The organism is Ruegeria sp. BHSB058, from assembly GCF_059613285.1.
Map to the genome: position 1 here is coordinate 1 of NZ_JBXWSF010000115.1, position 8,928 is coordinate 8,928.

The following is an 8,928-nucleotide window of genomic DNA, read 5'->3' on the forward strand; positions in this document are numbered from 1 at the left end:
GTCACCCCGATCCGCGCGATCAGGTCGAACCAGGCCTTGAGCGACGCGGGCATCGAGTAGTTATACATAGGTGCGCAGAGCGCGATAACATCCGCATCGATGATTTCGGCCACCAGTTCATCGGATTCGGCCAGCACGGCGTTCTGGGCGTCGCTACGCTCTGCCGGAGCGGTAAAGCAGGCGTCGATCCAGGCCTCCGAGATGATGGCGGGCGGGTTCACGCCCACGTCACGGTGGGCCACTGCGCCACCACCGGACGCGGACCAACTGTCTTCGAAAATCTGTGCCAGCTCACGGGTGAGCGAACGGTTTTCACGGGCGCTTGAATGCACGATCAGTAGTTTTTTCGACATATCGAGGGTCTCCAATTTATGTCAGGGGGATCAGATTTCAAACCGGTCCGCGCTTAGGCCGGTTGCGGCAAAGGCTTGTGCGATCGAAGGCAGGATGTCCCAGGCCTGCGATGCGATGGCCCAGCCATCGGGGTTTTTGACCAGCAGAAAGGCGCTGATATCTTCGGTGATTTCGCTGCGGTTTTCGTGCATTTCGCACCCCGCCATGGCCACAGCCACATTGCCCGCGACCCAGATATGCAGGCCCACGCCCTTTTCTTCGAAAACGGGGATGGTTCCGTCGTCGCGCAAGCCCGCCATTCGTTCGCCAAAGGCAACTGCGGTCTGGGCCTTGGCCGGGCGGGCCGAGGCAAACAACTGGGCACCCTCGACATAGGCGGCATTCAGCGCTGGCAAGTCAGGCGGGGACGTTTCATCCCAACACAGCGCACGAAACTGGCGCTTGATCAACTGAGCTATTTCGACCCGGTCCCGGGCAATCTGGTATTGTTTGGTCACGCGAAGACTCCGAGTTTCAGGGACAAGAGGAGCTGGGCGATGTCGTCGGCGGCTTGCAGCACCGCGTCATCCCGACCTGTTGCGGCGGAAAGCGTCAGGGATTGTCCTGCCACGCGCCCCGCAACCGGCATGGCCAGAGATGGCAGATCCAGATACGCCCCCAGCATGGTCAGGCTGAGCGCGCGGGCGTTTTCCGAAGCAAACCGATCCGCATCGCCCTGAACCGATGTCAGGGTGGGCGGCAACGACGGAATGGTCGGCATCAATAGCAGCGCATCACCCAGCAGGACGTTCATTGCGCTTTGAAAACCGACGCGGAGAGCCTGCAGCCGCACCAGCTTGCGCGGGTCGACTGGCAGACCTTGTGTTATCCGCCGGTGCACATTGGGGTCCAGATCCGGGTGATCCAGCGCTGTGAACCTGGACAGCACCTCCGGGGCCTCGGCTGCGACCAAAGTGCCTTCCCGCGCGAAAAGGTCCCGTATCTGTGGGAACGCTGGTACGGGGATCGTTTCTATCGCATATCCCGCATTTTTCAGGGCGCCTCGCGCAGCGGACAGCAACGAAGCGATTTCCGGCGCAAGTGGGCCCAAGCTGTTCTCGTCAGGGATCAGAATCCGGTGCGTGGGTCCTGCCTCGGCAATCGGGGGAAGCTTGCGCATCACCGCGTCCAGAGCGCGAATGCCCGCCATATCCCGCGCCATGGGACCTGTCGTGTCCAGCGATGGTGCGAGCGGCAATACTCCTACATTGTCATAGCGACCCATAGTCGGACGAAAGCCATAAATCCCCTGATACGCCGCAGGTACGCGGGTCGATCCCGACGTGTCGGACCCCACCGCCAGATCCGCGATCCCCAGCGCAATGGCCGAGGCACATCCGCTGGATGACCCTCCAGGCACCAATCTGGAATCCAAGCCATTTGCGGGTGTCCCGAAATGCGGGTTCAGACCCAATCCGCTATAAGCGTATTCCGACATGTTGGCGTGCCCCAGCGGAACACCACCTGCTGCAACGATCCGGTGCACCAAGGGCGCGGAACCCGGCGCGGGTTGGGCCTGAAAGGTGCGGGTGCCTGCGGTGGTGGGCAGGCCTTCGATATCAATATTGCCCTTGAGGATGACAACGGCACCATTCAGCCCCTTGCCTGCCTCCGGCAAAGCATCCAGCTGGCGTGCCAGATCCCGTGCGCCGTCCGCCCCTCGGGTCAGGAACACATTGGCAGCAAGGGGCTGACCTGCGCGATCCAACGCGCGGGCAAGATTGTCCTGCGCTGACATCAGAACAGGACGGGCCTGGTGTAATAAGGCAGCTGTTCCACGCGCACTGCATTCGGATCCCTGGCAGCCTCGGCCCGGACATGGGCAGCTATTTCATGCATCGGTGCGAACCAGACATCCCCGCGGTCCAGAATAGCCTCGAGCCAACGCTCGACTTGACGCCAGCGCGCCAGACGGCCGGTCAGGAACGGGTGCCAGATGGCCAGCCAGAAGCCTCCGGCCTCGTACTGCGCCTCGAACTCTTCCCAGAACCCTTCCAGACCTGCGCTTGGCCCTGCGACCGGCATCATGTAACCGATCTCGTCATAATGGGCGAAGGGCGGCCAGTCATCCGTGCCCCAATGCACCGGCAGCTCTACCAGCGATCCCTTGTCCGTATTCATCAGATAGGGGATGTCATCGGCCATCAGAGAGCTTTCATATTCGAACCCGTGTTCGATCATCAGGTCGATCACCGTCTGGTTCACGTTATAAACCGGCGCGCGATAGCCTTTGGGCGTGTTGCCGATGACGCGTTTGTGGCTTTCCAGCGTTTTTTCAAACCACTCGCGCTGTTCCGCTGGGCCATGGGCGGTGGGGTCTTCGTGCAGATAGCCGTGATGGCCAATCTCATGGCCGTCTTTCAGGATCTTCTCCATCGCGTCGGGATATTGTTCCACCACCCAACCCGGCACAAAGAAGGACTGTTTCAGGCCGAACTTGCGATAGGTCTCAAGGATGCGCGGGATCGCCACTGTGGGGCCATAACGGCCCATGGATATCGGATAAAGCCGGTCATGCCCGTCCCTGGGACGCGAGATATGGATCAGGCTGTCGGCGTCGATATCGAAACTGATCGCACAGGCACAGCGCGCGCCATTGGGCCATTTGATCGGGTTCTGGATCATGTTGCTTCTCCTAGTTCCGCCAAGGGTGCAGGTTTCTTCTCGCCCACAGGCGATGCAATACTCCAGGCTGAGGGCGCGCCATATCTCGCGACCGGGGCGGTCCCGGCCTGCTCCCAACGGGAGTACCAATCCAGCAGATAGGGGCGCAGGTCACGGGCCAGGGCCAGCGCGGTATCATCCGGCGGGTTTTGGTCCAATTCGGCCCGCAGGTCATCCAGCAGCTGGTCTTCGGTCACTCCGGTGACCGCGCCCTGATCGACCACCTGTGCGCCATTGACGAAAACGTCACGCACATCTGCAGCCGTTGCCCGACCCACAATCAGTTCGACCGGATCCACATCCGGCGCGCACCAGGGCTGCATCGGGCGCGACAGATCCAGCACCACGGCATCGGCGCAATAACCCGGCTGCAACTGCCCCAACTCATGGGCACGGCCCATCAACGTGGCCCCGCCCTGCGTTGCCAGCGCCAGCACATCGCGCGCGTTCAGTGCTTTGGCCGAACGGTGCGGCGGCGTGTTCATGGCCAGCGCCAAACGCATTTCCGCAAAGATATCCTCCGCCCCACCAAACGTGGTGCCATCCATCCCAAGCGCAACACTCACACCATTGCCGCACATTTCAGCAATCGGCGCTATTCCCGAGCGCAACCGCAAGTTTGAGCCGGGATTATGGCTGACCTGAACGCCGCTGCGGGCCAGATCCTCAATATCCCGCGGCCCCGCCCAGACCGCATGGGCCAGCGAAAGCCGTTCGGTCAGAATGCCCTGATCCGCAAAATGCTGCATCAGATGCTTGCCGCGGACTTGCTGGCTTTCCAAACCCTCGTAAAAACTCTCAAGGGCGTGGGTCTGGATACGGGTGTCCAGCCGCTCAGCCTCCCGTGCCATGCGGGCCAGAACCGCATCCGGCGTCCATTGCGGGCCGGTCGGGCCAAACCAGAATTCGCACAGCCCGCCGCCCTGCGGCACCAACGCATTCATCAGATCGAAATAGGCATCGGGGCTCAGGCGCTTGCGCCCGGCTTCGCTGCAGGCCAGATCGTCGCGCAGGTTTTGCGGCAGAGTGGCCAGAAACCCGGCCTCTTCCCCGGCGCCATGCACGATCCGGTTCTGCCAGCGTTCACCCGGCGCGATGGCTGCACGCAGACCCGCATCGCGGTAGGCCTGCGCCTTTTCCAGCAGCCGAACTTCTCCGCTGTCCCGCGTCACCCCGGCCGAGCACATGTCGACCACGGCCGTCACCCCGGTTTTCAGCAACCGCAGCGCCGAATGGGCCGAGGAGACGTAAGGCGACAGCCCCACCATCGAGGGACCGCAGAACATCCAGGGCTCCAGAAAGTCGTCCCCGACCTTCTGATTGGCAAGCTCGACCCCGTAACAATGGTGATGCGCGTTGATCAGTCCTGGCAGGATGGCACAGTCAGCACCACCATGTTCAGGGAGGCCCGCATAGCGGGCACGCATCTCGGGGGCCAGGCCGATCTCGGCCACGCGGCCGCCACGCAGCAAAACAGCCGCATCCGTGCGCACGTCATCTGCCGAAACAACAACCCACCTACCCCAAAGAAGCGTATCGGCCATCTCCAGTTACCCGTTGACGCGAAAGGTCAAGCCGGCGGGCGAGGTGCCCTCGCCATTCACCGGCGTTACGTCCTGCGGGCAGGCAGACATCACCGCGATCACATCCATATCGGCCCGGAAGGACATGAAGTCACCCGGCTTGGAGACCGGCGGCTGAAAGCTGAGGCTGCCGTCCGGTTGAACCGGAACATTCATCCAAAGGTTGAATGGTGCGGGAATCGCCGGAGCGCGCAGCCCGATGGCAATCATCGACTGGCGCAGATTGTCGGTGCAATTGTCGTGATACGTGCCGCAGCCCAGCTGCTGATACCGGGTATGATCACAGCTGGCGATCACCGTGTCGTGGATGCCGGGCGAGGTATCCTCTGTGATCGTCATCAGCACCCGGCGCAGGTTCGAGGTGATGCCGTCGCCCGCTTTGGGAAAGATCGACAGGATCGAGGTGTGCAGATGCTCCATCGAGCTGTATTCCCGAATGTCATCGGCATTGAAGATCCAGAAATCGCAGACCTGATACCCGGCGGGGTTGAAGATCGTCAGCACCTGCCCCTTTTGGACACGCACCGCACGGCCGCAGCGGGCCGGGATCTCATAGGTGGTGCCTAGCTCGGGCGTACCGCCATTGGGCAAACCCAGATCAAGGCTTTGGTTGGTGCCATCGGGCTGTCCGGTGTCAAAGGGGGAATCCTTCATGGCGCAATCCTTGCTCAACAATTTGTTGCCTCTAAAGACACACCATCCTGACGGCGGCGGAAACTGAGGAAATCTCAGGTCAAAATGAAGGAAAATCGCATCGTGCGGCCCTTGCGGCGGCCGGCCCGGGCCGCATGCGGGCGTAGATGAAAATCTCTCACGCCCAGCATGACATTTCATCGTGTGACAAGACCAGCAGGTCCGTTCAAAACTGCGGCAAATGCCGCTATGCCTTGGTTCACAATAATGGAATTGCCAATGTCAAATCTTCCCCGAGACATCCTGTCGAAACTGCCCGAGGTCACCAGCGACGAAACCCTGTCGAACACTTTCCTGGGCAATGTGGTCGAACTGGCCATCGTCACAGATGACCACGTGAAAACCATGGAAGGGCTGTGCCGTCTCGGTATCGGACCATGGGCAGTATACGAGTTTTCGCCGGAAAACGTGACCGACCAGACCTACAAGGGCGAACCCTGCGAATTCGCGCTGAAAGTGTGCTTTGCCAAATCCGGCAACATGATCTGGGAACTGATGCAGCCGCTTTGGGGGCCATCGATCTTCAGGGACTTCCTGGACAGGAACGGCACTGCCTTCCATCACGTGGCCTATGACTGCAACGACGCGCCCTGGGAAGAGCGTCTGGCCGAATTCGAAAAACGCGGGTTCAAAATGGTGCAATCCGGCAAATGGAAGGGCAAGAACGCATTTGCCTTCTTTGAAACGGAGGACGCCACCGGCACTACGTTTGAGACCTACCACTTCCCCGAAGACTGGGACTATCCAGAACCCGAAAGCTGGTTCCCGGCCAAACCAGAAGGTGAGGTGACATGGTAACCCCGAATACCCCGCCGCTCACCTCGAATGTCGGGTGGAGATTTCTGCCGTATAGAATACTCCCAACTTGCGATATGGTCCCGGGAACTCCACCCGGCATCAGAGCTTGCACATGTCCCGACTTCCCAATCTGAAAAGCGTTCAAGCCTTTGAGGCCGTCGCCCGACACCTGAGCTTCAAGGACGCCGCGGATGAGCTGTGCGTGACGCCCACGGCGGTGTCACATCAGGTCAAATCGTTGGAAACCCATTTGGGCCTGCAGCTCCTGAACCGGTCGAACCGGTTTGTGAGTCTGACCCAGGATGGCGCTGTTTACGCGCAGCATATCTCGACCGCGTTCGAACATCTGGTGGCGGGCACCGATGCGCTGGCCCGCGATGACATCGACGGCGATCTGACCATCTCGACCACCACATCCTTTGCGTCCAACTGGCTGAGCCCGCGGCTGGCGCAATTTGCCGAACTCTACCCCAGCCTGTCGGTCCGCATTTTGGGCTGCGACGAGGTCACCGATTTCAAGGCCGAACCGGTGGACATCGCCATCCGGTACGGGTTTGGCGACTACCCCGGGATGCATTGCGCCTGGGTGCAGGATGATTTCGTCGCCCCCGTCTGCCGACCTGAACTTGCCAAGACGCTGCAAACACCCGAGGATCTGGCCTCCGCCCGTTTGATCCAATATGAATGGTCCGGCTATTCCGATGCGGATCCAAGTTGGCAGAAATGGCTCGCGCAGCATGGTGTCGCGCCCGCCGGGTTCCGCCCCTTCGTGACCTATTCCGAGGAACACATGTGCCTGCTGACAGCCAGCGACGGCCATGGTGTCAGCTTGGTCAGCCTGATCGCCGCGGCCCGCTATATCGCGGACGGGCGGCTGGTCGTGCCATATCCGGCCAAGATCAAAAACAAGAGCTATTATCTGGTTTGCCCGCGTTCCGCTGCCAGAAAATCCAAGATCGAAGCATTTCAGAACTGGCTTCTAGATCAGGCCGATGAATTCCGCGACAGCGAATTCGGGCGTGAGTTCATCGAGTGAAACCCGCGCCGCAGACAGGGCCGGCCAAGCGCATCAGTGTCTGACACCGGCCCCTGCGGGACTGATGCCGGACACACTTGCGGGAGCGATTGCCGGGCCCCGCCGCGGCACGCCCGAAGATCGGGCCGGCCGCCCGGGCGTTCCGCACCCATGTTGGACAAATTTCGTCATCCATGGGCTGAGTTTTACTCACGCCGGCTGAGCGGAATTGACGCCTATAGTTCCAGCACATTTTGAAAGTCGGAGAACCATATGTACCTGCCTATGAAACCGGAAGACGTAGACTTTGCACTGGTCGATGCATTTCATGCGGAAGACCTTGACTGGGCCATGGAATTGCATGAGCCCGAATGCGTTACGCTTGGCTTGCCGCATGAAGGCGCCAGGCTCCAAGAGGGCCGCGCCGCGATCCGTGCCGGATTTGAAAACGGGCTGTTCCGCATCAAAGGGAAAATGTCGCTGACCGTTCGCCACCTGATGGTGAACGGAGACCTGGCATTGATGCGTTCCAGCTGGAAGGTCGTGGGCAAGCTCGACGGCGTCATGCCGGTCGAAGTTGCCCATTCCGGCATCGAAGTTGTCCGTAAACAAGCGGATGGGTCATGGAAGTTCGCCCTCGATCATCCTTGGGGATGCAATCCCAACTCTTTCGACTATTTTGCCTCTCCGCCGGTTGCCGGGGAAATCTTCCGCTAGGGCCGGACCCCGTCAGCTCCGACCCTCCGGCAGGCCGCGCGCTGACGGCCGGCGCCCCATTGACGGGATTATTTTTATCAATCGCAACGGCTTACGGGGGCGGGGCGCGCCCAACAAGCGCGACCCGCACAGCGAAGCGGCACCCCCCGGCGGACGCCCTGCAACCGCTTTTGGACCGTCAGCCGGATCAGCGGTTGCACCGGCGCGCGGGCATTGGCGGGCGACCTGCCCCGCGGCGGGTTTTGATCTGGCCTTCCACCAGCGATCGGCCGCCTTGGCGCTGTCAACGGTGTAATCTCATGTGGCCATCGAGGTGTATGGTCGAGGTGGAGTTTGGCGACTTCAACCACGCACCACACGGGGACCCCGATGACCAAAACCAACATGGACCTAACCGAGCTTCTGCAAAAGCATGATCAGGGCGATTTGCTGCGCTCGATCGCAGAGGCCGTCCTGCAACTGATGATGGAAAGCGATGTCGACGGCCTGATCGGTGCTGGCCGCCATGAGCGGGCCGAACAACGCACCACCTGGCGCAACGGCTACCGCGACCGTTCTCTGGACACTCGACTGGGTACGCTGAACCTGAAAGTGCCGAAGCTGCGGCAAGGCGGCTATTTCCCCAGCTTTCTCGAAGCCCGCAAGACCTCTGAGCAGGCATTGGTCGCCGTGATCCAGAAGGCATGGATCGGCGGCGTCTCGACCCGTCGTGTCGACGATCTTGTGCAGACCATGGGGCTGAGCGGCATTTCGAAAAGCACCGTGTCAAAGCTGTGCAAGGGGTGTTGTCACGTTAACCCTAGATCGGTTGCTCGTGTCTGGATTTGGACATAGATCGCATCGATGGATTCATCGTCCATCAGCTACAAGCGTCACCGATTTCCTCCTCAGATCACTGCCCACGCTGTGTGGCTGTATTTCCGCTTCAATATGAGCCTTCGCGAAGTTGAAGAGATGAACTACTCCCCAATGTTTGGACAGGTTTTGGCGTAGTTTAAGCTACTCTTTGCTCCTGCTGATCGGTTTGGGTTTCTTCTTTTCTCAGCCAATAGACCACGGCTGGGG

At 60.6% G+C, this 8,928-nt stretch carries 9 protein-coding genes and 3 pseudogenes; 6 read left to right on the forward strand and 6 right to left on the reverse strand.

From position 1 onward, the window contains the following. The 6 genes from AC2FNB_RS19415 to AC2FNB_RS19440 form a co-directional block, all read right to left on the reverse strand. The coding region (locus AC2FNB_RS19415; RefSeq protein ID WP_496748467.1) for an FMN-dependent NADH-azoreductase at nt 1-353 on the reverse strand (353 nt) is incomplete at its 3' end. Between the two features lie 30 nt (nt 354-383). Beyond that, nucleotides 384-851 (reverse strand): hypothetical protein, encoded by a 468-nt coding sequence (locus tag AC2FNB_RS19420; RefSeq protein WP_496748468.1) that lies wholly within the window; start codon nt 849-851, stop codon nt 384-386. Beyond that, nucleotides 848-2,131, reverse strand: a complete 1,284-nt coding sequence (locus tag AC2FNB_RS19425; protein ID WP_496748469.1) for an amidase — start codon at nt 2,129-2,131, stop codon at nt 848-850. The genes AC2FNB_RS19420 and AC2FNB_RS19425 overlap by 4 nt, the downstream gene beginning before the upstream one ends. Next, on the reverse strand, nt 2,131-3,018 hold the full coding sequence (locus AC2FNB_RS19430; protein ID WP_496748470.1) for a polysaccharide deacetylase family protein: 888 nt from the start codon (nt 3,016-3,018) through the stop codon (nt 2,131-2,133). Before AC2FNB_RS19430 ends, AC2FNB_RS19425 begins: the two co-directional genes overlap by 1 nt. Then, on the reverse strand, nt 3,015-4,601 hold the full coding sequence (locus AC2FNB_RS19435) for an amidohydrolase family protein (RefSeq protein WP_496748471.1): 1,587 nt from the start codon (nt 4,599-4,601) through the stop codon (nt 3,015-3,017). Before AC2FNB_RS19435 ends, AC2FNB_RS19430 begins: the two co-directional genes overlap by 4 nt. Nucleotides 4,602-4,607: 6 nt before the next feature. Continuing rightward, complete coding sequence (locus AC2FNB_RS19440; protein WP_496748472.1) at nt 4,608-5,294, reverse strand: DUF1989 domain-containing protein; 687 nt, start codon at nt 5,292-5,294, stop codon at nt 4,608-4,610. A gap of 258 nt (nt 5,295-5,552) precedes the next feature. Here AC2FNB_RS19440 and AC2FNB_RS19445 point away from each other — a divergent pair, with 258 nt between their 5' ends. From AC2FNB_RS19445 to AC2FNB_RS19470, 6 genes and pseudogenes are all read left to right on the forward strand, one after another. Further along, the gene (locus AC2FNB_RS19445) at nt 5,553-6,131 is read left to right on the forward strand and encodes a VOC family protein (RefSeq protein WP_496748473.1); all 579 of its coding nucleotides are present in this window, start codon (nt 5,553-5,555) and stop codon (nt 6,129-6,131) included. A gap of 112 nt (nt 6,132-6,243) precedes the next feature. Continuing rightward, nucleotides 6,244-7,167: a transcriptional regulator GcvA gene (gene gcvA / locus AC2FNB_RS19450; RefSeq protein WP_496748474.1), complete on the forward strand. Its 924-nt coding sequence runs from the start codon at nt 6,244-6,246 to the stop codon at nt 7,165-7,167. A gap of 252 nt (nt 7,168-7,419) precedes the next feature. After that, nucleotides 7,420-7,863, forward strand: coding sequence for a YybH family protein (locus AC2FNB_RS19455; protein WP_496748475.1), 444 nt, complete (start codon nt 7,420-7,422; stop codon nt 7,861-7,863). A gap of 28 nt (nt 7,864-7,891) precedes the next feature. Continuing rightward, nucleotides 7,892-7,990 (forward strand): annotated as a pseudogene (locus tag AC2FNB_RS19460) (IS5/IS1182 family transposase); the annotation flags it as partial. A gap of 242 nt (nt 7,991-8,232) precedes the next feature. Then, a pseudogene (locus AC2FNB_RS19465) lies at nt 8,233-8,643 on the forward strand (transposase); the annotation flags it as partial. 63 nt (nt 8,644-8,706) lie between these two features. After that, a pseudogene (locus tag AC2FNB_RS19470) lies at nt 8,707-8,820 on the forward strand (IS6 family transposase); the annotation flags it as partial. Nucleotides 8,821-8,928: the final 108 nt, after the last annotated feature.

Coding starts and splice junctions, on each gene's coding strand:
- AC2FNB_RS19425 (WP_496748469.1), bottom strand. CDS start 2,131: ATGTCAGCGCAGGACAATCTTGCCCGCGCGTTGGATCGCGCAGGTCAG.
- AC2FNB_RS19430 (WP_496748470.1), bottom strand. CDS start 3,018: ATGATCCAGAACCCGATCAAATGGCCCAATGGCGCGCGCTGTGCCTGT.
- AC2FNB_RS19435 (WP_496748471.1), bottom strand. CDS start 4,601: ATGGCCGATACGCTTCTTTGGGGTAGGTGGGTTGTTGTTTCGGCAGAT.
- AC2FNB_RS19440 (WP_496748472.1), bottom strand. CDS start 5,294: ATGAAGGATTCCCCCTTTGACACCGGACAGCCCGATGGCACCAACCAA.
- AC2FNB_RS19445 (WP_496748473.1), top strand. CDS start 5,553: ATGTCAAATCTTCCCCGAGACATCCTGTCGAAACTGCCCGAGGTCACC.
- gcvA (WP_496748474.1), top strand. CDS start 6,244: ATGTCCCGACTTCCCAATCTGAAAAGCGTTCAAGCCTTTGAGGCCGTC.
- AC2FNB_RS19455 (WP_496748475.1), top strand. CDS start 7,420: ATGTACCTGCCTATGAAACCGGAAGACGTAGACTTTGCACTGGTCGAT.